Source organism: Kitasatospora sp. NPDC056446, from assembly GCF_042796115.1.
In the GTDB taxonomy this organism is placed as follows: Bacteria; Actinomycetota; Actinomycetes; order Streptomycetales; family Streptomycetaceae; genus Kitasatospora.
This window is the reverse complement of sequence record NZ_JBHTRF010000026.1, coordinates 34890-58589: the sequence shown is the minus strand read 5'-3', so window position 1 is coordinate 58589 and position 23700 is coordinate 34890. Positions and strand designations below refer to the sequence as shown.

At 74.7% G+C, this 23700-nt stretch carries 19 protein-coding genes; 15 read left to right on the top strand and 4 right to left on the bottom strand.

Annotation, left to right across the window (positions count from 1 at the left end; genetic code table 11):
* Positions 1-163 precede the first annotated feature (163 nt).
* The 8 genes from ACFQ6N_RS18395 to ACFQ6N_RS18360 all read left to right on the top strand — a co-directional run bounded on the left by ACFQ6N_RS18395 (position 164) and on the right by ACFQ6N_RS18360 (position 11434).
* A complete protein-coding gene (locus ACFQ6N_RS18395; RefSeq protein WP_380650139.1) occupies positions 164-685 on the top strand; it encodes a MarR family winged helix-turn-helix transcriptional regulator in 522 nt (173 codons plus the stop codon).
* Between the two features lie 128 nt (positions 686-813).
* Positions 814-1329, top strand: coding sequence for a hypothetical protein (locus ACFQ6N_RS18390; RefSeq protein ID WP_380650138.1), 516 nt, complete (start codon positions 814-816; stop codon positions 1327-1329).
* On the top strand, positions 1326-2192 hold the full coding sequence (locus ACFQ6N_RS18385; protein WP_380650137.1) for an NmrA family NAD(P)-binding protein: 867 nt from the start codon (positions 1326-1328) through the stop codon (positions 2190-2192). The genes ACFQ6N_RS18390 and ACFQ6N_RS18385 overlap by 4 nt, the downstream gene beginning before the upstream one ends.
* 415 nt (positions 2193-2607) lie before the next feature.
* Complete coding sequence (locus ACFQ6N_RS18380) at positions 2608-6498, top strand: Pls/PosA family non-ribosomal peptide synthetase (protein WP_380650136.1); 3891 nt, start codon at positions 2608-2610, stop codon at positions 6496-6498.
* A gap of 17 nt (positions 6499-6515) precedes the next feature.
* Complete coding sequence (locus ACFQ6N_RS18375) at positions 6516-7934, top strand: M1 family metallopeptidase (RefSeq protein WP_380650135.1); 1419 nt, start codon at positions 6516-6518, stop codon at positions 7932-7934.
* Between the two features lie 114 nt (positions 7935-8048).
* Positions 8049-9428 carry a serine hydrolase domain-containing protein gene (locus tag ACFQ6N_RS18370; protein WP_380650134.1) on the top strand — a complete coding sequence of 460 codons (1380 nt, stop codon included), beginning with the start codon at positions 8049-8051 and terminating at the stop codon, positions 9426-9428.
* A 327-nt stretch (positions 9429-9755) separates the two neighbouring features.
* On the top strand, positions 9756-10613 hold the full coding sequence (locus tag ACFQ6N_RS18365) for a GNAT family N-acetyltransferase (RefSeq protein ID WP_380650133.1): 858 nt from the start codon (positions 9756-9758) through the stop codon (positions 10611-10613).
* On the top strand, positions 10610-11434 hold the full coding sequence (locus ACFQ6N_RS18360; RefSeq protein ID WP_380650132.1) for a lysophospholipid acyltransferase family protein: 825 nt from the start codon (positions 10610-10612) through the stop codon (positions 11432-11434). The genes ACFQ6N_RS18365 and ACFQ6N_RS18360 overlap by 4 nt, the downstream gene beginning before the upstream one ends.
* Before the next feature lie 120 nt (positions 11435-11554).
* Here the strand turns inward: ACFQ6N_RS18360 and ACFQ6N_RS18355 are convergent, their stop codons facing one another.
* Positions 11555-13165, bottom strand: coding sequence for an MFS transporter (locus ACFQ6N_RS18355; protein ID WP_380650131.1), 1611 nt, complete (start codon positions 13163-13165; stop codon positions 11555-11557).
* Positions 13166-13291: 126 nt separating this feature from the next.
* On the opposite strand from ACFQ6N_RS18355, the gene ACFQ6N_RS18350 reads away from it, so the two are divergent.
* The 3 genes from ACFQ6N_RS18350 to ACFQ6N_RS18340 all read left to right on the top strand — a co-directional run bounded on the left by ACFQ6N_RS18350 (position 13292) and on the right by ACFQ6N_RS18340 (position 16060).
* Positions 13292-13990 (top strand): TetR/AcrR family transcriptional regulator, encoded by a 699-nt coding sequence (locus ACFQ6N_RS18350; RefSeq protein ID WP_380650130.1) that lies wholly within the window; start codon positions 13292-13294, stop codon positions 13988-13990.
* 68 nt (positions 13991-14058) lie between these two features.
* Complete coding sequence (pip, locus tag ACFQ6N_RS18345; RefSeq protein WP_380650129.1) at positions 14059-15012, top strand: prolyl aminopeptidase; 954 nt, start codon at positions 14059-14061, stop codon at positions 15010-15012.
* Positions 15013-15061: 49 nt separating this feature from the next.
* The gene (locus ACFQ6N_RS18340; protein ID WP_380650128.1) at positions 15062-16060 is read left to right on the top strand and encodes a YdcF family protein; all 999 of its coding nucleotides are present in this window, start codon (positions 15062-15064) and stop codon (positions 16058-16060) included.
* A 163-nt stretch (positions 16061-16223) separates the two neighbouring features.
* On the opposite strand, the gene ACFQ6N_RS18335 is transcribed toward ACFQ6N_RS18340, so the two are convergent.
* Positions 16224-16775, bottom strand: coding sequence for a PaaI family thioesterase (locus tag ACFQ6N_RS18335; protein ID WP_380650127.1), 552 nt, complete (start codon positions 16773-16775; stop codon positions 16224-16226).
* 211 nt (positions 16776-16986) lie between these two features.
* On the opposite strand from ACFQ6N_RS18335, the gene ACFQ6N_RS18330 reads away from it, so the two are divergent.
* Positions 16987-18468 carry a PHB depolymerase family esterase gene (locus ACFQ6N_RS18330; RefSeq protein WP_380650126.1) on the top strand — a complete coding sequence of 494 codons (1482 nt, stop codon included), beginning with the start codon at positions 16987-16989 and terminating at the stop codon, positions 18466-18468.
* Positions 18469-18536: 68 nt separating this feature from the next.
* On the opposite strand, the gene mca is transcribed toward ACFQ6N_RS18330, so the two are convergent.
* Together mca and ACFQ6N_RS18320 are read right to left on the bottom strand one after the other, a co-directional pair.
* Complete coding sequence (gene mca / locus ACFQ6N_RS18325; protein ID WP_380650125.1) at positions 18537-19487, bottom strand: mycothiol conjugate amidase Mca; 951 nt, start codon at positions 19485-19487, stop codon at positions 18537-18539.
* A 137-nt stretch (positions 19488-19624) separates the two neighbouring features.
* On the bottom strand, positions 19625-21073 hold the full coding sequence (locus ACFQ6N_RS18320) for an MDR family MFS transporter (protein WP_380650124.1): 1449 nt from the start codon (positions 21071-21073) through the stop codon (positions 19625-19627).
* A gap of 149 nt (positions 21074-21222) precedes the next feature.
* On the opposite strand from ACFQ6N_RS18320, the gene ACFQ6N_RS18315 reads away from it, so the two are divergent.
* The 3 genes from ACFQ6N_RS18315 (at position 21223) to murQ (ending at position 23697) form a co-directional block, all read left to right on the top strand.
* Positions 21223-21870: a TetR/AcrR family transcriptional regulator gene (locus ACFQ6N_RS18315; RefSeq protein ID WP_380650123.1), complete on the top strand. Its 648-nt coding sequence runs from the start codon at positions 21223-21225 to the stop codon at positions 21868-21870.
* Between the two features lie 107 nt (positions 21871-21977).
* Positions 21978-22658: a DUF6445 family protein gene (locus ACFQ6N_RS18310; RefSeq protein WP_380650122.1), complete on the top strand. Its 681-nt coding sequence runs from the start codon at positions 21978-21980 to the stop codon at positions 22656-22658.
* A 115-nt stretch (positions 22659-22773) separates the two neighbouring features.
* Entirely contained in the window at positions 22774-23697 is a 924-nt protein-coding gene (gene murQ, locus ACFQ6N_RS18305) for an N-acetylmuramic acid 6-phosphate etherase (RefSeq protein WP_380650121.1), read from the top strand.
* Positions 23698-23700: the final 3 nt, after the last annotated feature.

Below are 23700 nucleotides of genomic sequence, written 5' to 3'. Positions count from 1 at the left end.
CACCCGCCTGTCGGACCTCCGCCCGGCAACCCGGCCACCCGTCCGGCCACCCGTCCGGCCGCCGCCTCACGGGGCCGCGCGACAGGCTCCGGTGGCCGTGCTCCGGCCCGGGGCCGCCGACAGCACTTGACGAGGAGTCTGATTAGGCGCCATATTACTTCTTGTGACGCAGCACTCCGAGCCCGACCCCGGCTCCCCCAGCCTCGACCAGGCCCGCCGCCAGATCGCCCGCTACGGCCTCCCGGCCGACCCGCAGGCGGTCCTGGTCGCGGCCCGGCTGATGGCGGCGGGCGCCCGGCTCGGCCAGGCCGGCGAGGCGCACTTCGGCCGCTTCGGCCTCTCCACCGGCCGCTACCGACTGCTGGCCGACCTGGAGGACCACGGCGGCGAGAAGTCGCCCTCCCAGCTCGCGGCGAGCCTCGGCGTCTCCCGGGCGACGGTGACCGGCCTGGTCGACGGCCTGGAACGGGAGGGCCTGGTCGCCCGCCGCCCGTCCACCGAGGACGGGCGCGGCAACGTGGTGATCCTCACCGCGCGCGGCGCCGACAGGCTGCGCGAGCTGGCGCCCGAGCACTTCGCCCGGATGCAGGCGATGGTCGGCGGCCTCTCGGTCGAGGAGCGCGCCACCTTCCTCGATCTGCTGGCCCGGGTGGTCGCGGGCATCGACGCGCTGACGGCGGACTGACCTCCGCACCCCCGGGGCGGGCCGCCGGACGGCCCGCCTTTCTTTCGCCCAATAGTTAGGCACCTAAGTACACAGCTTCGGGTGCCGACCGGATCCGGACCGACGAACCCGAACGTGAGGACAACCCCATGAGCAAGAAGGCCCCCGGCGCTCCCCCGCCCTTCGTCCTGTGGCGCGAGGTCCTGCTCGCCTACGTGATGCCCGCCGTGATGGCAGGCCTCGGCGGAGCCGTCACCCGGCAGCAGGAGCTGGTCGTCGCCGCCCTGACCACGATCGGCGGCACCTCCGCCCTGGTGGCCGCCGTGCTCGGCTCCGTACTGCGCCGCCGCCCGGTCCGCACCCGGCCGGCCCGGATCCCCCGCGCCCTGGCCGCCGCCTTCCTCGGCCTGGTCGCCGCCGGGATCGGCCTCGCCGTCGGCCTGGCCGCCGCGCACTGGCTGCCGCAGCTCCCGGCGCTCGCCGACAGCCCCTGGCCGAAGCGGCTGCCGGTGGACCTGCCGGTCTCCTCCGCCATCGCCGCCACCATCACCACCTGGCACTGGCGCGGCAGCCGCCGGGTCCGCGCACCGCAGCACGCGCACCGCCCGCACAGCACCGCGCCCGACTCCGAGAACACCGTCCGTCACGAAAGGCAATCAGCATGATCGTCATCATGGGCGCCGCCGGCGCCACCGGCGGCGCGACCCTGCGCGGCCTCGCCGCCCTCGGCGCCCCGAGCCGTGCGCTCAGCCGCGACCCCGCCCGCCTCGCCGCCGGACTGGACGAGCGGACCCTCGCACTCGCCGAGCCGTTCCCGGCCGACGCCGGGGACCCGGACTCGCTCCGCACGGCCTTCCGGGGCGCGCACCAGGTCCTGCTCACCATGGCCAACAGCCCGGACCAGGTCCGCTACGAGCTGAACGCGGTCGAGGCGGCCCTGGACTGCGGAGTCGAGCACATCGTCAAGGTCTCGGCGCCCGCCGCCGAGCCCGACTCCCCCGTCGCGGTCTCCCGCGGCCACCACCTCATCGAGGAGCGGCTGCGCTCCTCGGGCGTGACCACCACCGTCCTGCGCCCGTACGCCTTCATGCAGAAGCTGCTGCTGCTGGCGCCCGGCATCGCCGCCGCCGGGGTGGTGCACGGCGCGATGGGGCAGGCGCGGTGCAACTACGTGGACGTCCGGGACATCGGCGACCTCGCCGCGGACGTCCTCACCCGCCCGGAGCTCGCGGGCGCCGAGTACCCGCTCACCGGCGGGCGGGCCTACAGCCACGCCGAGCTGACCGCCCTGCTGGGCGAGCTGCTCGGCCGCCCGGTGCGCCACATCGACCTCACCCCGGACGGGCTGCACGCCCACCTGGTGGAACGGGCCGGGATGCCGGGCTGGCTCGCCGCCCACGTGGTGGAGATCCAGCAGCTCGCGGTGGTCCGCCGGGAGGCGCCCGACGACGCGTTCACCCGGGCCACCGGCCGCAGCCCGCGCACGCTGGAGGCCTTCCTCCAGGAGCACCTGCACCTCTTCCGCTGACCGCCCCGTCCGGGTGGCGGGCCCGCGCCGGCCGGGCCCGCAGGGCCGAAAGCGCCCTGTGAACGGTCGGAAACACCGGGCCCGCCACCCGAAGGGAGCAGTATTCGCTGTGGCATGGATCACGATCGGCCAGTCGACCTGACGATCAGTCAATTCGACTGACCTCCCGTCACATCCACCCCGCAAAGCCCCAGTTGTCGACTGACGTTCCGTCAGATCCGGCCGTTCTCGGCCGAGTTGAGCCGGTCAGGGCCGGGCGCCACCCCGTACGCCGCCGGGAAACCGGAGCTACCATCGGTCAGGTTGTCCGCTCCGGCCCCGGAGTGGGGTCACCCGGTCCGGCGAGTGCTCCCACCGCCCCCAAGGGCCGGGCATCGGTCGGAACGGGGCGAGGACGAGGAGCGCACGGGCTGCCATGACAGCTGAACCGAGCCAGCCGAACCACCCGCACCACCCGAGCCCGACCGACGCGCCGCCGCGCGCCCTGTTCCCGGGCCGTCCGGCCGCCGCGCCGCGGACCCTGGTGGACGTCCTGGACGCCACCGTGCGCGCCCACCCCGACGAACCGGCCCTGGACGACGGCCACGCGGTGCTGAGCTACCGCGCGCTGGCCGTCGAGGTCGAGCAGCTGCGCCGCCGCCTGGCCGCCGCCGGGATCGGCCCGGGCGACCGGGTGGGCGTGCGGGTGCCCTCCGGCACCAACGACCTGTACGTCTCGATCCTCGCCGTGCTCGCCGCCGGCGCCGCGTACGTCCCGGTGGACGCGGAGGACCCGGACGAACGCGCCGAGCTGGTCTTCGGCGAGGCCGGGGTCGCCGCGGTGCTCGGCGCCGAGCGCGCCCTCACCGCTACCGACGGACGCCCGCCCGCCCCGGACCGCCGCCCGGCCCCCGCCGACGACGCCTGGATCATCTTCACCTCCGGCTCCACCGGGAAGCCCAAGGGCGTCGCCGTCACCCACCGCAACGCCGCCGCCTTCGTCGACGCCGAGGCCGCGCTCTTCCTCCAGGACGAGCCGATCGGCCCCGGCGACCGGGTGATGGCCGGCCTGTCGGTGGCCTTCGACGCCTCCTGCGAGGAGATGTGGCTGGCCTGGCGCTACGGCGCCTGCCTGGTGCCGGTCCCCCGCTCCCAGGTGCGCAGCGGCGCCGACCTCGGGCCCTGGCTCGCCGAGCAGGAGATCACCGTGGTCTCCACCGTCCCGACCCTGGCCGCCCTGTGGCCGGCCGAGGCGCTGAACGAGGTGCGGCTGCTGATCTTCGGCGGCGAGGCCTGCCCGCCCGAGCTGGTGCAGCGCCTGGTCACCGAGGGCCGCGAGGTGTGGAACACCTACGGCCCCACCGAGGCCACCGTGGTCGCCTGCGCCGCGCTGCTGACCGGTGACGGGCCGGTGCGGATCGGTCTGCCGCTGGACGGCTGGGACCTCGCCGTGGTGGACGAGGCCGGCGAGCCGGTCGCCGCCGGCGGCACCGGCCAGCTGGTGATCGGCGGCGTCGGCCTGGCCCGCTACCTCGACCCGGAGAAGGACGCCGAGAAGTACGCGCCGCTCACCTCGCTCGGCTGGGAGCGCGCCTACCGCAGCGGCGACCTGGTCCAGGCCGACCCGGCCGGCCTGCTGTTCCTCGGCCGCACCGACGAGCAGATCAAGCTGGGCGGCCGCCGGATCGAACTCGGCGAGGTCGACGCGGCGCTCCAGGCGCTGCCCGGCGTGGCCGGCGCGGCCGCCGCCGTCCGCACCGCACGCGGCGGCAACCAGCTGCTGGTCGGCTACCTGGTGCTCCAGGACGGCTTCGACCGCGAGCAGGCCGTGCAACGGCTGCGCGCCGAGCTGCCCGCCGCCCTCGTCCCGCTGCTCGCGACCGTCGACGCCCTGCCCACCCGCACCTCCGGCAAGGTCGACCGCAACGCCCTGCCCTGGCCGCTGCCCGACCTGGAGACCGCGGGCCCCGGCGAGGAGCTGTACGGCACCGAGGCCTGGCTCGCCGAGCAGTGGTCGGAGATCCTCGGCATCCGGGTCGGCGGCCCGCGCGACGACTTCTTCGCGATCGGCGGCGGCAGCCTGGCCGCCGCCCGGCTGACCACCCTGCTGCGCACCCGCTACCCGAGCGCGGCCGTGCTGGACATCTACCAGCACCCGACGCTGCGCAAGCTCGCCCGGCACCTGGAGCGCACCGCCGTCGGCAGCGCCGAGGCCCGGACCGTCACGCTGGTGCCGACCAGGGCCAAACTGCTGCAGCTGCTCCTGCTGGTGCCGCTGTTCACCGTCGTCGGGCTGCGCTGGACGGTCGCCCTGCTGGCGGCCGGCAACCTGCTCACCCACCTCGGGGACTACCCGTGGGCGCCGACCGCCTCCTGGTGGTGGGTGGGCGCGGGCGCGCTCGTGCTGTACACCCCGGCCGGCCGCTTGGCGGTCTCGGCGGGCGGCGCCCGGCTGCTGCTGCGCGGCCTGCGCCCCGGCAGCCACCCGCGCGGCGGGGCCGTCCACCTGCGGCTCTGGACCGCCGAACGGCTCGCCGAGCTCACCGGCGCGACGACGCTGTCCGGCGCCTGGCTGGTGCGCTACGCCCGTGCGCTGGGCTGCAAGGTCGCGGCCGACGTGGACCTGCACTCGCTGCCGCCCGTCACCGGGATGCTGAAGCTGGGCCGCGGCTGCGCGGTCGAGGCCGAGGTGGACCTGTGCGGCTACTGGCTGGACGGCGACCGGCTGCTGATCGGCCAGGTCAAGGTCGGCTCCGCCGCCGTGGTCGGCACCCGGTCGACGCTGCTGCCCGGCGCCCGGGTCGGCAAGCGCGCCCAGGTGGTGCCCGGCTCCAGCGTCACCGGCCAGGTGCCGACCGGCCAGCGCTGGGGCGGCGCGCCCGCCGTCAAGCTGGGCCGCACCGAGCGCGCCTGGCCCAAGGAGCGCCCCACCCGCCGGGCCCGCTGGGCCTCGCTGTACGGCGCCAGCGGTGCGGTGCTCGGCCTGCTCCCGGCGCTGCCCGCCCTCGCCGCGCTCGCCGTGCTCTCCCGCTTCGTCCACCAGGGCGACGCGCTCGGCCCGGCGCTCGGCGGCGCGCTGCTCGGCCTGCTGCCCGCGACCCTCGCGTACGGCGCGGTGTACGCGGCGCAGCTGCTGGCGCTCGTGCGGCTGCTGAGCATCGGCCTGGTGCCCGGGGTGCACCCGCTGCACGGGCGGGTCGGCTGGCAGGCGTGGACGGTCACCCAGCTGATGGACCGGGCGCGGGAGGTGCTGTTCCCGCTGTACGCGGGACTGGTCACCCCGCTGTGGCTGCGGGCGCTCGGGATGCGGATCGGCCGCGGCGCCGAGGTGTCGACGGTGCTGGCGCTGCCCAGCCTGACGACGGTCGGCGACGGCGCGTTCCTGGCCGACGACACCCTGATCGCCCCGTACGAGCTGGGCGGCGGCTGGGTGCGGCTCGGCGAGGCGAAGGTCGGCGAGCGGGCCTTCCTCGGGAACTCGGGGATGACCGCACCGGGCCGGTCGGTGCCCAAGCGCGGCCTGGTGGGCGTGCTGTCGGCGACGCCGGCGAAGGCCAAGAAGGGCAGCTCGTACCTGGGCATGCCGCCGGTGCGGCTGCCGCGCGCGGCGGACCGGGCCGACCAGAGCCTCACCTACGAGCCGCCGGCCCGGCTGCTCTGGGCGCGCGGGCTGGTCGAGGTCGCCCGGGTGCTTCCGGTGCTGGCCTCCGGGGCACTGGGCCTGCTGACGGTGGCGGCGCTGTCCTGGCTGGCCGCCGGTTCGCCGCTGATCGCCGCCCTGCTGTCGGGCCTGGTGCTGCTGGCCTCCGGCACGGTCGCCTGCCTGGTCGCGGTGGCGGCGAAGTGGCTGCTGGTCGGGCGGTTCCGGGCGGTGGAGCACCCGCTGTGGAGCGGCTTCGTGTGGCGCAACGAGCTGGCGGACACCTTCGTGGAGATGCTGGCGGTGCCCTGGCTGGTCGGCGCGGTGCCGGGCACGCCGGTGCTGAACCTGTGGCTGCGGGCGCTCGGCGCCAAGGTCGGGCACGGCGTCTGGTGCGAGAGCTACTGGCTGCCGGAGGCGGACCTGGTCACCCTCGGCGACGGGGTCACCATCAACCGGGGCTGCGTGGTGCAGACGCACCTCTTCCACGACCGGATCATGCGGATGGATACTGTGGTCCTCCGCGAGGGCGCCACCCTGGGCCCGGGCGGGATCGTGCTGCCCGGCAGCACGGTGGGCGCGCGCAGCACGCTGGGCCCGGCCTCGCTGGTGATGCGCGCCGAGTCCGTCCCCGCCGACACGCGGTGGCTGGGCAACCCCATCGAGGCGTGGCAGACGACGTCATGACCTCCGCTCATGACCCCATGAGCACCGTGAGCAGCGCTCACGGGCACATGAGCGCCGCTCATGAGCAGCGCACGTCCACCCGTCCCGGCCCGCAGGAAGCGCACGTCCCCGTGAAGCCCAAGCACGTCCCGGCCGCCGCCGGCGCCCCGGACCCGTACTTCCCGACCAGCGGTGACCACCGCTACCGGGTGCACCGCTACGAGCTGACGCTGGACTACCGGCCTGGTCCGAACCGGCTGGCCGGCTCCGCCCGGCTGAGCGCGGTGGCCGACGCGGCGCTGGCGGAGTTCGCGCTCGACCTCGCCGAGTTCCGGATCGGGCGGGTGCTGGTCGACGGCCGCGCCGCCCGCTACACCCACCGCGCCGGCAAGCTCCGCATCCGCCCGGCGAAGCCGCTCGCGGCGGGCGCCGCGTTCACCGTCGAGGTGCACTACACCGGCAACCCGCGCCCGGTGCGCAGCCCGTGGGGCGGCCTGGGCTGGGAGGAGCTGACCGAGGGCGCGCTGGTGGCCAGCCAGCCGATCGGCGCACCGTCCTGGTTCCCCTGCAACGACCGGCCCGCCGACAAGGCGACCTACCAGATCGCGGTCACCACGCCGTCCCCGTTCACGGTGGTGGCGAGCGGCCGGCTGCTGACCCGCACCACCCGGGCGTCCAGCACCACCTGGGTGTACGAGCAGAGCGCGCCGACCCCGACGTACCTGGTGACGGTGTCGATCGGGTACTACCGGCCGGTGCCGCTGGCCGCGCGCCCCGCCGTGCCGCAGACCGGGTACGTGCCGGAGCGGCTGGTCACCGGGTTCGCCCGGGACTTCGCCCGGCAGCCCGAGATGACGGCGTACTTCGGCGAGGTCTTCGGGCCGTACCCGTTCGGCGAGTACGCGGTGGTCCTCGCGGACGAGGAACTGGACGTCCCGGTGGAGGCGCAGGGCGTCGCCACCTTCGGCACCAACCACCTCGGCGGCGGCTGGGAGCGCGAGCGGCTGATCGCGCACGAGCTGGCCCACCAGTGGTTCGGCAACAGCGTGACGATCGCGAACTGGCGGCACATCTGGCTCAACGAGGGCTTCGCCAAGTACGCGGAGTGGCTCTGGTCCGAGCACGCCGGCGGCCCCGCCGCGGCGGTGCACGCCGCCGCCGCCCACCACCTGCTGGCCGGTCTGCCGCAGGACCTGCACCTCGGCGACCCCGGCCGGAAGCTGATGTTCGACGACCGGCTGTACCAGCGCGGCGGACTCGTCGTGCACGCGCTGCGGCGGGCGCTCGGCGACGACGCGTTCTTCGCGATGCTGCGGGACTGGACGAGCATCAACCGGCACGGCGTGGTCGACACCGCCGACCTGCGGGCGCACGCCTCCCGCTACACCACCGCCCCGCTCGGGCCGCTCTTCGAGGCCTGGCTGGAACGCCCGGAGCTGCCGCCGCTGCCGGGCTGAGCCCCCGTCGGCCCGGGTGCCCCTCGGTGACGGGCGCCCGGGCCGGCTCCGCCCCGGCGGCGGAGCGGAAGTGGACTACTGTCCGTCCGTATGTCGATGAGTTCAGAAGCCCACATGACCGACCTTCCCGACGAACTGCTGCCGGCCACCCGCCGAGCCCTGCTGCACCGGCTCGCGGTCGCCCAGTCCGAGGGCCGTTCGCCCTCGATGATCGGCGGCGTGGTGCGGAACGGGCGGCCGGTGTGGAGCGGCGCCCGCAGCATGATCGACGGGCACGCGCCGACCCCTGACGTCCAGTACCGGATCGGCTCGATCAGCAAGACCTTCGTCGCCGTGCTGGTGCTACGGCTGCGCGACGAGGGCCTGCTCGACCTCGCCGACCCGCTCGCCCGCCACCTGCCCGGCACCGCGGCCGACGGCGCGACGGTCGCCCAGCTGCTCTCGCACGGTTCGGGGCTCACCGCCGAGACCCCCGGCCCGTGGTGGGAGCGCACCGAGGGCACACTGCGGCCCGGCCTCGACGACATCCTGGAGACCGAGCGCCCGCTCAAGCACCCGGCCGGACGGCTCTTCCACTACTCCAACCCCGGGTACGCGCTGCTCGGCGCGCTGGTCGAGAAGCTGCGCGGCGAGCCCTGGGGCGAGGTGCTGCGCCGCGAGGTGCTGGCGCCGCTCGGCATGGACCGCACCACGCTGCTGCCCGAGCACCCGCACGCCGGGGGCTTCGCCGTCCACCCGTGGGCCGACGTGATGCTGCCGGAGCCGCTCGCCGACACCGGCCTGATGGCAGCGGCCGGCCAACTCTGGTCCACCGGCGCCGACCTGGCCCGCTGGGCGGCCTTCCTCGCGGCCGGCGACGACACGGTGCTGTCCGCCGCCACCCTCGCCGAGATGCGTCGCCCAGCCGTCGCCCCGGACGACGCCGACTGGACCACCGGGTACGGCCTCGGCCTGCAACTGCGCCGCCACGAGGGCCGGTTGCTGTACGGGCACACCGGTTCGATGCCCGGCTTCACGGCATGCCTGTGGGTCAGCGCGGACGACGGCCTGGCCGCGTTCGCCCTCTCCAACGCCACCAGCGGCTACAGCACCGCGCAGCTCGCCGCCGAGCTGATCACCATCACCGCCGGGCACGAGCCCCGGCTGCCCGAGCCCTGGCGCCCGCTGCCCGAGGTCGACCGGGAACTGCTGGAGCTCACCGGCCCCTGGTACTGGGGCGCCGCGCCGAACACCCTGCGGCTGCGGGCCGACCGCGTCCTGGAGCTCGCCCCGCTCGCGGGCGGCGGCCGGGGCTCGCGCTTCCGCCCCGAGCCGGACGGCACCTGGACCGGCCTGGACAACTACTACGCGGGCGAAACGCTGCGGGTGGTCCGCGCCGCCGACGGCACGGTCGGCCACCTGGACGTCGGCTCCTTCGTCTTCACCCGCGAGCCGTACGGCCCGGCCGACGCCGTCCCCGGCGGCGTCGACCCGGAGGGCTGGCGCGCCATGTGAGCCGGTCCGTCCGGGCCGGGCCGGGTGAGGGTTGCCGCGGGGGCGGGCCGGGTGACGGTTGCTGCGGGGGCGTGCGGTTCAGCCGTACGCCCCCGTTGTCCACCCCGTGCGAACGAGCGCCCGGTGCCGAGCAGATGACCGGCAGGCCACGGGTGGTCCCATTCAACAGGTGCACATCTGCGCTCCGCCGTGCCGCAACGTGGATGCCAACCGACTCGGAGAGACATACCGAGACCGGTTCGCGTCCATGCCCAAACCACCTGCGGACCGGGACGGTGCCCTGGCGATCCACGGCACCGCCGATCGTGCTGCCCTGGAGGGTCCGCCATGACCACCGTCCCCACGTACGCTCCGTCCGCAGTCGCCCCCACCCACGACACCCCGGCGGTCCCCGCCCCGCGCCACCGCCCCGCCCCGGCCGCGGCCCCCACCGAAGCCCCGGCCGCCGCCTACACCGTCTCCCTGGCCCGCGACGAGGACGACGTGCGCGCCGCCCAGCGGCTGCGCCACCAGGTGTTCGCCACCGAACTCGGCGCCGTCCTGCACAGCCCGGTCGCGGGCCTGGACGTCGACCCCTTCGACGAGTACTGCGACCACCTGCTGGTCCGCGAGGGCGAGCACGGCGCCGTCGTCGGCACCTACCGGCTGCTGCGCCCCGAGGCCGCCCGACGGGCCGGCCGGCTGTACTCCGACGGCGAGTTCGACCTGTCCGCCCTGGCGCCCGTCCGCCCCGGCCTGGTCGAGCTCGGACGCTCCTGCATCCGCCCCGACCACCGGGGCAACGGCGCCGTCATCAACCTGATGTGGGGCGGCATCGCCCGCTACCTCGCCGACACCGGGAACACCTGGGTCGGCGGCTGCTGCTCGATCGGCCTGGAGGACGGCGGCGCCACCGCGGCCCGGGTCTGGGACACCGTCAGCGCCAAGTACCTGGCCCCCGCCGAGTACCGGGTCGCGCCGCGCCGCCGCTGGGACGCCACCGGCGTGCCCCGCGCCGAGCGGGGCGCGCTGCCGGCCCTCCTCCGCGGCTACCTGCGGCTCGGCGCCTGGGTCTGCGGCGAGCCCGCGTACGACCCGGACTTCGACTGCGCCGACCTGTACGTGCTGCTCTCCCTGGAGCGCACCGACCCGCGCTACCTGCGGCACTTCCTCTCCGGGCTGCCCGGCCTCGGCTCCGCGTCATGAGCGTCTGGCTGCCCACGGCGACCTGCCGGCCCGAGACCTGCCTGGCCGACCCCTCGCCCGAGGTCTCCCACCCCCGCCGGGCGCTGCGGCTGACGGCCTGTCTGGTGGTCGTCGTGGCGGGCGTCGTGCTCAGCCTGCCGGGCCGGCTGCTCCCGTACGGCGGTCGGGACCGGCTGGTCCGGCTCTGGGCGCGGGTGCTGCTGCGCACCCTCGGGGTGACGGTGCACCTCGCCGGGCCCGGGGCGGTGCCCGGCAACCCGGGCGGCGGCGGGGTGCTCGTGGTGGCCAACCACGTGTCCTGGCTGGACATCCCGCTGCTCGCGGCCGGGCGGCCGGGCCGGTCGCTGGCCAAGACCGAGGTCCGGCAGTGGCCGGTGCTCGGCAGACTGGTCGCCTGGGGCGGCACCGTCTTCCTCGACCGCGACCGGCTGCGGACCCTGCCGGACACCGTGGCGACGGTGGCCGAGGTGCTGCGCGCCGGGAACCCGGTGATCGTCTTCCCGGAGGGCTCGACCTGGTGCGGACGAGAGAGCGGACGGTTCCGGCCCGCGCTGTTCCAGGCCGCGGTGGAGGCGGGAGCCTTCGTCCAGCCGGTGACGATCCGCTACCGGCTGGCGGACGGGCGGCCGACCAGCGTCCCCGCCTTCATCGGCGACGACGGGCTGCTCACCTCGCTCGCCCGGGTGGTCGCGGCCCGCGGTCTGGTCGCCGACGTGACGTTCCTGCCGCCGATCCCGCCGCCCGGCCCCCGGCCCACCCGGGCGGGCGCCCGGCGCGATCTGGCCCGGGCGGCCCAGGCGGCGGTCGAAGGAACCGGCTGACCGGCTGACCGGCCACCACCGCGACGGCACCGGCGCAGGCCGCTGGCCGCTGGCCGCTGGCCGCTGGCCGCTGCCGATGGTGACGGCGACGGCGACGGCGACGGCGACGGCGACGGCCGGTCAGGCTCCTCGGGCCTCGGCCGGCTCCGCCGACCGCACCGGTTCCGCCGAGTCCGCCGGTTCCGCCGGCTGCGGGTGCGGCTGCCCCGCGTCGGCCGGGCCGGCCGCAGCGACCGGGCGGGCCCGGCCGAACAGGACGGCCACCAGGACGGCGGTGACGGCGAGCCCGGCCGCTCCGCAGAGCACGGCGAGGTGGATGCCGTCGATGAACGCCCCGTCCACCGCGTCCTGGACCGGCCCGGGCAGGGCCGCCGCCGAGCCGCCGTGCACCGCACCGACGGGGGCGTCCGCGATCGGGCCGACGGCGTCCGGCGGGACACCGAGCCGCTTCAGCGCGGCGGTCAGGGAGTCGGTCAGGCGGTTGGTCAGGACGGCGCCCAGCACGGCGATCCCGAGGACACCGCCGAGTTCGCGCAGCGTGTTGATGGCCGCCGAGGCCATCCCGGTCTGCGCCGGGGAGACCCGGGTCATCACCGAGATCGACACCGGGGTGAAGGTCAGCCCCATCCCCAGGCCCATCGCGAACAGCGTCCACAGGTACTCCGGGTAGCGGGCGTGGTCGCCGTACAGCGCCAGTCCCCCGAGGCCCGCCGCGCACAGCAGGAGGCCGAGCACCAGCGGCAGCCGGGGGCCGGAGCGGGCCGTCAGCCGCTGGGAGAGCGGCGCGCCGACCACCAGCATCGCGGTCATCGGCAGCCCCGCGTAACCGGCGGCGGCCGGGGACCACCCGAGGGTGCCCTGCATCATCAGCGGCAGGAAGAACAGCGCGCCGAACATCCCGAAGCTGACCATGAAGCCGCTGAGCAGCGCGCCGCCCAGCACCCCGTCACGGAACAGCCGAAGCTCCAGCATCGGCTCGGCGAGGCGCAGTTCGACCAGCAGGAAGACGAGCAGCAGGACGACGCCCCCGGCTCCGCAGCCGAGCACGCGCGGGTCGGTCCAGCCCCGGGACGGGCCCTCGATCAGCGCGTAGACCAGCAGGGCCAGTCCGGCGGCGGACAGCGCGAGGCCGGCCAGGTCGATCCGGCGCGGACGCGGCGGGATGTCCGGGAGGACGCGTGCGGCGAGCAGCAGCCCGGCGACACCGATCGGCACGTTGATCCAGAACACGCTGGCCCAGCCGAGGTGTTCGACCATCGGACCGCCGACCACCGGTCCCACCGAGAGGCCGAGCGCGGAGACGCCGGACCAGGTGGCGATCGCCTTGGCCCGTTCGCCCTCGTCGGTGAAGACGTGCCGGAGCAGGGCGAGGCTGCCCGGGGTGAGCAGCGCGGCGCCGACGCCCTGGAGCATCCGGGCGCCGACCAGCACCCCGATCGTCCCGGCGAGCGCGGCGACGACCGAGCCCAGCGTGAACAGGGCGAGGCCGAGGCGGAACACCCGGGTGCGGCCGTGACGGTCGCCGAGCGCGCCACCGGTCAGCACGAGGGCGGCGTAGACCAGGCTGTAGCCCTCGGCGACCCACTGCAGACCGCTGATCCCGGCATCCAGGTCCTGTCCGATGCGGGGCAGGGCGTTGTTGACGATGACGTTGTCCAGCATGGACATGAACATGGTGACGCAGAGCGTGAGCAGCGCGAGCCGCTGTCGGCGGGTACTCGACCCGTCCATGGTTCCCCTCCCGGGCATGGGCACCTAACAGTGTTAGGGATGGATTCGGCAGCCACAGAGTGCCCCTAACGGTGTTAGATTGCAAGTGGGAACTACCCGACACCACCTGGAGACATCCGCACAGCCATGCCGGAGAACGACACCCCCATACCGGCGGACAGCGCCGCGACACCCGCCCTGACCAGGGAAGCCCTCGCCCAGGCCGCACTCCGGGTGCTGGAGCGGGACGGCCTGGCCGGACTGTCGATGCGCAAGGTCGCCGCCGAGGTCGGCGTGAAGGCGGCCTCGCTCTACTGGCACGTCCGCAACAAGGAAGAACTGCTCGACCTGCTCAACGACGCGATCATGGCCTCCGCCGAGCCGCCGCCCCGCGTCGGCAGCTGGCGCGAGCAGCTCCGCGGGTACTGCTGGCGCTACCGCCGGCTGCTGCACGACAACCGCGACGCCGCCAAGGTCGTCGCCGGCCGGCTCGCCCCCGGACCGCACCTGTTCAGACTGCTCGACGACCAGCTCGACCGGCTGCGCGAAGCCGGCTTCTCCGACACGCACGCCGCCCTGACCACCTACCTGCTGAGCTCCTTCGTCCAGGGCTTCGTCCTCCAGGAGCAGTCGCCGCTCTCCGCCGCCGAGACCGGGGGCACCGACCGCCTCGACATCCTCGCCTCGGTCCGCGACCGCTTCCTCGCCCTGCCCGCCGAGACCTTCCCCAACCTGGTCGACCTGGCCGGGGAACTCACCGAACCGAACCTCGACGTCCGGTTCGAGTTCTGCGTCGAACGCATCATCGACGGCCTCGCGGCGCTCCTGCCGCCGGAACAGCGCTGATCCGGGACCGCCCCGGCGGGTAGGCTCGCCGGGCACCCCGTCCGCCCGACCACCGGAGGAGTCCGCCGATGCCCGACCTGCACCCCCCGTACGACCCGTACGCACAGGGCCTGTTGGACGTCGGAGACGGGCAGCGGATCCACTGGAACACCTCCGGCAACCCGGCCGGGACCCCGGCCGCGGTGGTGCACGGCGGGCCCGGCTCCGGCCACAACCCGGGCGCCCGGCGGTACTTCGACCCCGAGCGCTACCGCGTCGTCCAGTTCGACCAGCGCGGCTGCGGACGGAGCCTGCCGCACGCCGCCGACCCGTCGACCGGACTGGAGCACAACACCACCGAGCACCTCGTCGCCGACATGGAACGGCTGCGCGAACACCTCGGCATCGACACCTGGGTGCTGTACGGCGGCTCATGGGGCTCCACCCTGATCCTCGCGTACGCCCAGGCCCACCCGGAACGCGTCTCCGGGATCGTGATCTGCGGGGTCACCACGACCGACGCCGACGAGATCGACTGGCTCTACCGGGGCGTCAGCCGCCTGATCCCCGGGCCGTGGGAGGACTTCCGCGACTTCCTGCCGCCCGCCGACCGGGACGGCGACCTCCTCGCCGCCTACAGCCGGCTGCTCGACAGCCCCGACGAAACGGTCCGCCGGGCCGCCGCCAACGCCTGGGCCACCTGGGAGGACGCGGTCATCGCACACGAGGCCCTGGGCAAGCCGAACGCGTACACCGACCGGCCCTCCGACGCCCTGATGGCCTTCACCCGGATCACCGCGCACTACTTCTCGCAGCGGGCCTTCCTGGAGGACGGCCAACTGCTGCGCGACGCCGGGCGGCTGGCCGGCATCCCGGCCGAACTGATCCACGGCCGGCTGGACCTCGGCGCACCGCTCGGCACCGCCTGGAAGCTGGCCAAGGCCTGGCCGGACGCCCGGCTGACGGTCATCGACGAGTCCGGGCACACCGGGAGCCCCCGGATGGCGGAGGCGGTCCTGGCCGCGATCGCGCGCTTCGCCTGAGCCGTTCGTCCGGACGGCCCATTCCCGCGAACCCCCTACGATACGACGCATGATCGCCTATGCCCCGGCAGCCCTGTTCTTCCTGTTGTTCGGAATCGGGGTCCTCCGCGACCGCCGCCGGTTCAGCAACGCCGTGCTGCTCGGCATCGCCGTCTCCCTCCTGTCCCTCGCCCTGCTCGCCGAACTCCGCAAGGCACCGACCCTGGTGGTGGAGCTCGCGGCGGCGGTGATCATCCTGCTGCCGGCCGTCGGCACGGTGGCCCTGGTCTGGTTCCTGCTCTCCAACGGCATGACCATGATCCGCAAGGAAGGCCGACGGCCCGCCAACCTGCTGTCCCTGCTCGCCGGACTGGGGATCATCGCCGTCATCGGCCTGCTGCTCGCCGCCCTCGTCACCGGCTCCCGGCAACTGGCGATCCTGGCGGGCACCGCCGTCCTGGTGGTCCTCTACATCTCCTTCCTGTTCGTCTGCTTCGTCGGCTACGCCTTCCTCTACGGCCGCCACCGGCCGCGCCGGGACATGGACTTCGTGGTCGTGCTCGGCTCCGGACTGATCGGCGGCGAGCGCGTCCCGCCGCTGCTGGCCAGCCGGCTGAACCGGGGCCGCGAGGTGTACGAGAAGCAGGCCGCGCGCGGCAATCCGCCGGTGCTGATCACCTCGGGCGGCCAGGGACCGGACGAGAAGCTGCCGGAGTCCCACGCGATGGCCGACTACCTGGTCGAACGCGGCTTCCCCGCCGAGCACATCGAACGGGAGGACCGCTCGCGCACCACGGAGGAGAACCTGCTCTTCAGCAAGGCCATCATGGAGCAGGCCAAGCCCGACTACCGCTGCGTCGTGGTCACCAACAACTTCCACGCCTTCCGCGCGGCACTCCTCGCCCGCAAGACCGGGGTGAACGGACACGTCTTCGGCTCGCCCACCGCCCGGTACTACTGGCCGACGGCGACCATCCGCGAGTTCGCCGCGATCTTCCTGTCCCACAAGCTCGTCAACTTCGGGATCTGCGGCCTGCTCGCCCTCTGTGGAGTTCTCGCGGCCCTCTGAGCACCCCGGTCCTCGGGGGCGGAGCGCCGGCGCAGGGCTCCGCCCCCCGAGGCCCCGTCAGAGCCGGGAGCCAGGAGCCGGGTCGGGGTGTCTGGTCGGGGTGTCTGGTCGGGGAGCCTGGTCCGGGAGCCGTCAGCCCCGGGAGCAGCCGGACCGGAGGGCTTCAGGCCGCCGGACGGGGCGTCAGGACCGCACAGGTGGTGGTGGCGTGCGCATAGAGCTTGCCGTTCTCCGTGCCGACCACCCGGGCCTCCGCGGTCGCCATCGTCCGCCCCAGGTGCAGCACCTCGGCCTCGCAGCGCACCGGGGCCGAGTCGGCGAACAGCGGGCGCAGCATGTGGACGTTCAGCTGCGTGGTCGTGTAGCCGAGCCCGGCCGGCAGCCTGCTCAGCACGGCGCAACCGAGCGCCGAGTCGAGCAGGGTGGCCAGGTACCCGCCGTGCACGGTGTTCATCGGATTGTGGAGGTGGTCGCCGGGCCGGCCCTCGAAGACGGCCCTCCCCGGCTTCGCCTCAATGAGGTGGAAGTCCATGGTGCTGCAGATGGAGGGCTCCGGGATCCGCCCGGCGATCCACTCCAGCAGGATCTCCTCTCCGGTCAGGTGGGCGTACTCGGCGATCGGCGGGCCGGGCGTCCACCCGTGGGTCCGGGTACGCGGGGCCTGACCGGCCGGGTGTCGGCACTGCTCGGCGGAGCCGATCTCATCAGTCGTCATGGGATCAACCTGCCTCGTCCGGCGGCGCGACTCAAGTGCCCCCCCGTGGCAGGGAATCCGCGCTCCCCGCGGGGCCCGGCGCGTCCGGGCCATGGCGGTCCACGCCACCCCCGGGCGGTGGACCCCGGCTCCCCGGCACATGGCCTCGGGGCGTGCGCCGCGCCACGCTGCACGGGATCCGCCCCCACTCCTCCCCCACCCAGGAGTACCCATGGCCCTGCGTCCCGCCGCCGCCGCGCTGTTGACGGCCGTCGCGCTCACCGTCACCACCGCCGCCACCACCGCCGCCTCCGCCTCCGCCGTCACCGCTGCCCCGACCGCGCGCGCCGCCACCGACCCGGCGAACGGCACCTACCAGCAGGTCACCGGCTTCGGCCCCAACCCGGGCAACCTCGCGATGTACAGCTACACCCCGGCCGGACTGCCCGGCGGCGCACCCCTGGTGGTCGCCCTGCACGGCTGCCTGCAGAGCGCCACCGACTACTACCGCGACTCCGGCTGGACCAAGTTCGCAGACCGGTACGGCTTCGCGGTGGTGTTCCCGCAGACCGGCAGCACCAACAACAGCCTGTCCTGCTTCAGCTGGTTCGACGCGAGCAAGGATGCCCGGGGCCGCGGGGAGGCGGAGTCGGTCGTGGAGATGGTCGCCAAGGCCGGGACCCTGTACGGCTCGGACGCCCACCGGGTGTTCGTCACCGGGCTCTCGGCCGGCGGCGGGATGGCCGCCGACCTGCTGGCCGACTACCCCGACGTGTTCGCCGGCGGGGCGATCGACTCCGGACTGCCCGCCCACTGCGCCACCGCCCAGGCCGCCGCCTCCGGCTGCCAGAACAGCGACCAGGGACTCACCCCGGCGCAGTGGGGCGACAAGGTCCGGGCCGCGTACCCGGGTTACACCGGTCCGTGGCCCCGGGTGGCGATCTGGCAGGGCAGCGCCGACACCGTCGTCAAGCCGGTGAACGCGACCGAACTGCGCGATCAGTGGACCAACGTCCAGGGCATCGACCCCCGGCCGACCGGCACCCGGAGCCTCCCGGGCGGCACCACCGAGGAGCTCTACGCCGATGCGGCCGGGCGCCCCGCCGTGGCCCTGTTCACCGTCGGCGGGATGGGCCACGGTCTCGCCGTCGCCCCCGGCTCGGGGGACGACCAGTGCGGGGCGACCGCCGCCTACTTCCTCGACACGATCTGCTCCAGCTACCACACCGCGCGGTTCTGGGGCCTGGACGGCGGCTCCGGCCCCACCGCCCCCGGTCTGCCCGCCCCGGCCGGACTGACCGCGACCCCGGCCGGCGCGGGCGCGATCACGCTCGGCTGGCAGGCCGTCAGCGGTGCCGCGTCGTACCTGGTCTACCGCGACGGCGCCCGGACCGGCAGCGCGACCGGACCGTCGTTCAGCGACACCGGCCTCACCCCCGGGACGACGTACGGCTACAGCGTGGCGGCCGTCGACGCCTCGGGCGCGGTGGGCGAGCGGTCGGCGACCGTCTCGGTGACCGCTCCCGGCGGGGCTCCCCAGTGCTTCACGACGGACAACTACCACCAGGTCCTGGCCGGTCGCGCCACCCGGAGCGGCGGACTGGCCTACGCGCTCGGCTCGGGCCAGAGCATGGGGCTCTGGAACACCTTCGTCACCCACACCCTGAAGCAGACCGGCCCGGCCTACTACGTGCTCGCCGACGGCCAGTGCTGACCGCGCGGCAGCCGGCACCGCCACCACCGACGGCGCCCGCACCGGCACGGCGGCCCCCAAGTCGAGGATCATCCCGCCCCGCCTCCTCCCGCCGGCCCGTACGGAACCCCCGACCGGACCCCGGCGAACAGGTCGCTCTCGACCCCGCCCCGGTCGACCCCGCCCCGGTCGGCCGCACCACCGGCCGGGGCCGACAGGCTCCGGGCCAGGTGGTAGTCCTCGGTCGGCCAGACCTCGCGCTCGATGTCCCGGGGGTGGGCCATGAACTCCGCCCCCGGGGTGACCTGGGTGGCGTGCGCCAGCATCGCCGCGTCCCGTACGACGAAGTACTCGGCGCAGGCGATCCGGGTGGTGGTGGCCAGGCCGAGCGGGGCGTCCGGCCAGTCGGCGAGCAGTCCGCCCATCCCGGAGGGGACGCCACGCTCCGTCATGGCGTCGTGCAGGGCCTGGAACCAGGCCCGGGAGAGCGCCAGCTGGTAGTAAAGCTTGGACGCCTGCCAGGGCTCGCCCGCCCCGGGGTGGCGCCCCGGGTCGGCTGCGGCTTCGAAGGCCTCCACGGTGATCCGGTGGGTCATCACATGGTCCGGGTGCGGGTACCCGCCGGTCTCGTCATAGGTGATCACCACGTGCGGGCGGAACTCCCGGATCAGCGCCACCAGCGGAGCCGCCGCCACGTCGACCGGCTGGGCGGCGAAGCAGCCCTCCGGCAGCGGAACGCCCGGCCCCGGCATGCCCGAGTCGACGAAGCCGAGGAACTGCTGGCGCACTCCGAGGATCTCGCGGGCGGCCGCCATCTCCGCACGCCGGATCCGGGCGAGGTCGGCCCGGACCTCGGGGCGGTCCATCACCGGGTTGAGCACCGAGCCGCGCTCTCCGCCGGTACAGGTGGCGACCAGGACATCCACACCCTCGGCGGCGTACCGGGCGAGGGTCGCGGCCCCCTTGCTCGACTCGTCGTCCGGGTGCGCGTGCACGCTGAGCAGGCGCAGGCCTTCGGGGTCGGGGTGCTCGGTGAACATGGCTGCCTCCGTGGTCGTCGGTCGAAGCGCCGGTCGGCGGTCGAGGGGTCGGTGGTCGGTGGTCGGTCGGGTGCCGGTCGTCGCCGGAGGACTGAAGGCTGAGAGGACTGAGAGGGACTGAGAGGACCGAGGGCGGTTCAGACCGGGTCCTTGCGGGTGTTCGGGTAGAGCCAGGCGGGCGCGATGGCGAGCGCGGACAGGGCCAGCACCCACCAGAAGGTCTCCCCGAAGGCCGCGCCCGGCCGGTCCGGGTGGCCGTGCTGCGCCTGCTGGAGGGCCAGGGTCAGCACCGCCGTGCCGAGCGCCCCGCCGACCCGGTTCAGCACGTTGACCGCACCGGCCGCCGCCGGCACCTGGGCCTTCTCGACGCTCCCGTACACCGCCGCCAGACCGGGGATCGCGATGATCCCCATGCCCGCCCCGCGCAGTGCCAACGAGCCGGCGATCAGCCAGTCGGCCGGATCGGAGCCGCTGCCCAGTCGGGTGAACGCCAGCGTGCCGACCAGGGAGCAGGCGATGCCGGTCATGATCAGCGGACGCGGCGCGACGCGGTCGGCTATCCGGGAGGCCAGCATCGCGGTGACCGCCGTGCCGAGGGCTTGTGGCGCCAGCAGCAGGCCGGCCTCCACCGCTCCGACGTGCTTCACCCGCTGGTAGTAGAGCGGCACCAGGAACATCGAGCTGTAGAGCGCGGCGCCCTGGAGGAAGCTGTTCGCGGTCGCCACGCTGAAGCCGCGCCGGGCGAACAGCCGCAGGTCGATCAGCGGTGTCCGGGTGCCGACGCGCCCCACCCGCAGCGCGTACCCCCCGTAGGCCATCACCAGCGCGGCGCCCGCCACGAGAGCCGCCCAGCCTGCCGTGCCGCCGTCCCCGATCGTCGAGAACCCGTAGACCAGCCCCGTCAGACCGGGCGAGAGCAGCAGCAGGCCGGTCGCGTCCAGCCGGGGCCTCGGAGCATCCGACGCCTCGTCAGCCGGAAGCCAGCGGGCGGCCAGCAGTAAGGTCAGCAGCCCGACCGGCACGTTCAGCAGGAACATCCAGCGCCAGTCGAGGTGCTCCAGCACCAGCCCGCCGAGGATCGGCCCCAGGACGGGCGCCAGGCTGATCGGCAGCATCAGGGTGCCCATCACCCGCCCGACCCTGGACGGCCCGGCCGCCTGTACGATGATCGCCTGGCCGAGCGGTTGGATCATGCCGCCGCCGATCCCCTGCAGCACCCGGAAGGCGATCAGACTGCCCGTCGACCAGGCCAGGCCGCACAGTGCCGATCCGAGCACGAACAGGACGACCGAGGCGAGCCACGCCCGCCGGGCCCCGAAGCGGCCGGCGGCCCAGCCCGAGAGCGGCATCGTCAGCGAGATCGCCAGCAGGTACCCCGTGGCCACCCACTGCACCGCCCCGATCGAGCTGTGCAGGTCGCGGCCGACGGAGTCGATGCCGACGTTGACGATCGTGGTGTCCAGCAGCGCGAGCACCGGGCCCAGCGCGAGCACCGCGCCCATCTTCCACAGGCCCGGCGGGACCGGCTCCGGCCCCTCCGCCCCGACTCCCCCTCGCCGGCCGCTCGCGGTGACGGATGTGGTCATGCGTCCTCCCCTGACACGCCTCCGGAGCCGCCCCGCGGCGGCCCCCGGGCGGCCGCTCCGACCGCCCAAGGAGAACTTAGGACGGACCCACTGATTAGGTCAAGCCTAATTTCTGTGCTCGACCCAGCGACCTGCGCTAGGCTCCCGCCATGACCGAGACCGGGACCACCCCGAACCTGCGCGAGCTCAACAAGCGCCGCACCCGCGAGGCGATCTCGCACGCCGCGACGAGGCTCTTCATCGACCAGGGCTTCGAGCGGACGACGATCGCCGAGGTCGCGGCCGCCGCCGGCGTCGCCAAGATGACCGTCACCAACCACTTCCCCCGCAAGGAGGACCTCTTCTTCGACCTGCACGAGGAGCTCGTCGACCGGCTCGCCCGGGCCGTCGCCGAACGCGCGCCGGGCGAGTCCGCCCTCGCCGGGCTGCGCCGCGCCTGCCTGGCCGGCCTCGACCGGCACGACCCCCGGCTGGGCTTCTCCGGCCCGGACTTCGCGCGTACGGTCGCCGAGAGCCCGGCCCTCACCGCCCGGCTGCGCGAGTTGCAGGACCAGGGCGAGGCCGCCCTCGCCGAGGCGCTGGCCGAGGCCGTGCACGAGAGACCCGTCGGCTTCGAGAGCCGGGTCGCCGCCGCGCTGCTCGCCGCCGTCGACCGGGCGGTGTTCGCCGAGGTGTTCCGCCGCACCCTGGCCGACGAAGGCCACGCCGCGGCGGCCGCCGCGGTCCGGCCCTCCGCCGTCCGCGCCTTCGACCGACTGGAGAGCGCCCTGGGCGGCTTCGCCGTGCGGGAGGTGTAGGGGGTGCGCCTGGCAATCCCCGCCGGGCGCGCGGGCCGGAGCGCCTTTGACGAAAGTTGACCTGCTCACGGCAGAAGGTTGACGATCACCGCCTCTATGGTCGGCCCATGCCCTCACAGCCCATCAGGTCCACCGCGCTGCCGGTCCTGCCGTACCGCAAGCCAACCCGTGGCCGGGACTACTGGGTCCTGAACGACGTCCTGCCCGATCCGGACGCCGTCCGCGAGCGCTGCCTGGCCCGCGGCGATTGGACCGAAGGCTATCCGTACCGCCCCGAGACCTGGCCCGGCCTGCGCACCATGCCCGGCCTGGAGCCGGACGAGCTGGCCCGGGTCGAGTCCCAGGTCCGCAAGGCCACCGGCGCCTCCCGGCTCTGGGTGCAGAGCACACCGGGCGGCGGCACCCTCAACCACAACTGCGTCCAGGTCGTCGGCGCCGGCGAGTCCGAGTCCCGCCCGCACACCGACTCCCGCGCCCTCTGCCGCTACGCCGCCGTGCTCTACCTCAGCCCGGGCGCGCCCAAGGACGCCGGCACCGGCTTCTACCGCCAGCAGTTCCCCGGTGGCCGCCTCGGCGGCAACGTGGTCGACGCCCCGCACAACAACCTGGTCGAGGCGCTCGGCACCCGCCGGGTGCCCGCCGACCACTTCGTCGAGGACGTCCGCGTCCCCAACCGCTACAACCAACTGCTGCTCTACAACGCCAACCTGATCCACAGCGCCAGCGGCTACTACGGGACCGAGCTGGCGGAGCGCCGGATGACCGCGGTGTTCTTCTGGATGGCCTGACGGACACCGCCCGGCCCCACCGAGCCGACGGTCAGGCCCGACCCGCCCGGGCCTGACACCGGCTGCCCGCACCTGCGCGGGATTCGCGGTGCCCCCGGCCGGGGACGCTCGCCGCATGGACCAGGACGACCGGAACCGCCCCGCGGTGCCCCCCACCGAGACGATCCGCCCCGACTGGGCCGGGATCGACACCCTGCCCACCGCCGAGCTGCTCCGGCTGATGAACGCCGAGGACCGCACCGTCCCCGCCGTCGTCGCCGGGCAACTGGACCGGATCGCCGCCGTGGTGGACGCGGTGGCGGCCCGGATGGCGCGCGGCGGACGGCTGGTCTACGCCGGGGCGGGAACGGCCGGCCGGCTCGGGGTTCTGGACGCCGCCGAGTGCCCGCCGACCTTCGACACCGATCCGTCGCTGGTCGTGGGCCTGATCGCGGGCGGCCGGACGGCCGTCACGGAGGCCGTCGAGGGTGCCGAGGACCGGCCCGACCTCGCCGGGGCCGATGTGGCCGCGCTCGCCCTCACCCCCGCCGACACCCTGATCGGTGTCTCCGCCTCCGGCCGCACCCCGTACGCGGTGGCGGCCGTCCGGGCCGCCCGGGCCGCCGGCGCGCTGACGGTCGGGCTGGCGTGCAACCGGGGTTCGGCCCTGGTCGCCGCCGCCGACCTGGGCATCGAGGTGGAGGTGGGCCCCGAGGTACTGGCCGGTTCGACCCGGCTCAAGGCGGGCACCGCCCAGAAGCTGGTGCTCAACATGCTGTCGACGTCCGTGATGGTCCGGCTCGGCCGGACGTACGGAAATCTGATGGTCGACGTCCGGGCCACCAACACCAAGCTCCGCGAACGCGCCCGACGGATCGTCGCCGAGGCCACCGGCGCCGACGAGGACGCGGTCCTCCGCGCCCTGACCGCGACCGGCGGACGGGCGAAGGACGCGGTCCTGGTCCTGCTCGCGGACGTCGACGCGCCCGGCGCCGCCCGGCTGCTCGCCGCCGCCGACGGCCGGCTGCGCGAGGCACTGGCCGCCGCCCGCCACGGCTGACGG

Excerpts from the sequence above, each read along its gene's own strand:
- ACFQ6N_RS18330 (WP_380650126.1), top strand. The coding sequence starts at position 16,987 with ATGGCCCTGCGTCCCGCCGCCGCCGCGCTGTTGACGGCCGTCGCGCTC.
- ACFQ6N_RS18355 (WP_380650131.1), bottom strand. The coding sequence starts at position 13,165 with ATGGACGGGTCGAGTACCCGCCGACAGCGGCTCGCGCTGCTCACGCTC.
- ACFQ6N_RS18380 (WP_380650136.1), top strand. The coding sequence starts at position 2,608 with ATGACAGCTGAACCGAGCCAGCCGAACCACCCGCACCACCCGAGCCCG.
- ACFQ6N_RS18390 (WP_380650138.1), top strand. The coding sequence starts at position 814 with ATGAGCAAGAAGGCCCCCGGCGCTCCCCCGCCCTTCGTCCTGTGGCGC.
- ACFQ6N_RS18315 (WP_380650123.1), top strand. The coding sequence starts at position 21,223 with ATGACCGAGACCGGGACCACCCCGAACCTGCGCGAGCTCAACAAGCGC.
- ACFQ6N_RS18385 (WP_380650137.1), top strand. The coding sequence starts at position 1,326 with ATGATCGTCATCATGGGCGCCGCCGGCGCCACCGGCGGCGCGACCCTG.
- ACFQ6N_RS18370 (WP_380650134.1), top strand. The coding sequence starts at position 8,049 with ATGACCGACCTTCCCGACGAACTGCTGCCGGCCACCCGCCGAGCCCTG.
- ACFQ6N_RS18320 (WP_380650124.1), bottom strand. The coding sequence starts at position 21,073 with ATGACCACATCCGTCACCGCGAGCGGCCGGCGAGGGGGAGTCGGGGCG.
- ACFQ6N_RS18310 (WP_380650122.1), top strand. The coding sequence starts at position 21,978 with ATGCCCTCACAGCCCATCAGGTCCACCGCGCTGCCGGTCCTGCCGTAC.
- ACFQ6N_RS18335 (WP_380650127.1), bottom strand. The coding sequence starts at position 16,775 with ATGACGACTGATGAGATCGGCTCCGCCGAGCAGTGCCGACACCCGGCC.
- murQ (WP_380650121.1), top strand. The coding sequence starts at position 22,774 with ATGGACCAGGACGACCGGAACCGCCCCGCGGTGCCCCCCACCGAGACG.
- pip (WP_380650129.1), top strand. The coding sequence starts at position 14,059 with ATGCCCGACCTGCACCCCCCGTACGACCCGTACGCACAGGGCCTGTTG.
- ACFQ6N_RS18375 (WP_380650135.1), top strand. The coding sequence starts at position 6,516 with ATGAGCACCGTGAGCAGCGCTCACGGGCACATGAGCGCCGCTCATGAG.
- ACFQ6N_RS18350 (WP_380650130.1), top strand. The coding sequence starts at position 13,292 with ATGCCGGAGAACGACACCCCCATACCGGCGGACAGCGCCGCGACACCC.
- ACFQ6N_RS18365 (WP_380650133.1), top strand. The coding sequence starts at position 9,756 with ATGACCACCGTCCCCACGTACGCTCCGTCCGCAGTCGCCCCCACCCAC.
- ACFQ6N_RS18340 (WP_380650128.1), top strand. The coding sequence starts at position 15,062 with ATGATCGCCTATGCCCCGGCAGCCCTGTTCTTCCTGTTGTTCGGAATC.
- mca (WP_380650125.1), bottom strand. The coding sequence starts at position 19,487 with ATGTTCACCGAGCACCCCGACCCCGAAGGCCTGCGCCTGCTCAGCGTG.
- ACFQ6N_RS18360 (WP_380650132.1), top strand. The coding sequence starts at position 10,610 with ATGAGCGTCTGGCTGCCCACGGCGACCTGCCGGCCCGAGACCTGCCTG.